The 272-nt window shown below is 45.6% G+C and carries 1 protein-coding gene; it reads left to right on the top strand.

All coding sequences use genetic code 11. From position 1 onward, the window contains the following. Positions 1–272, top strand: a 272-nt coding sequence (locus SB775_RS29600; protein WP_410864807.1) for a laccase domain-containing protein, incomplete at both ends; no start/stop codon positions are given.

Genomic DNA, 272 nt, shown 5'->3' with positions numbered 1-272 from the left:
ATGTTCTGGTAAAGAGGTCTTGGCCGGGTTTTCAACAAAAAATGGCGGCTTCAGTCTTTCTCCATATCAATCAATGAACACTGGACTCCATGTAGGAGATGATGCTTCTAGTGTCCAAATGAATCGTCAAGTCATAGCAGATGCTACTGCTGTGCCGCTCTCTAATTGGGTGTTTGCTGACCAAACACACGAGGACCGCATCATTAAAGTCACGAAGGAGCAAAGAGGAAGAGGAAGTCTACATTATCATGAGGCACTGCCTGGAACAGATG

The organism is Peribacillus sp. SIMBA_075 (assembly GCF_046534585.1).
Note: the sequence above shows the minus strand (reverse complement) of the source record. Positions and strands in the feature narration are given on the sequence as shown.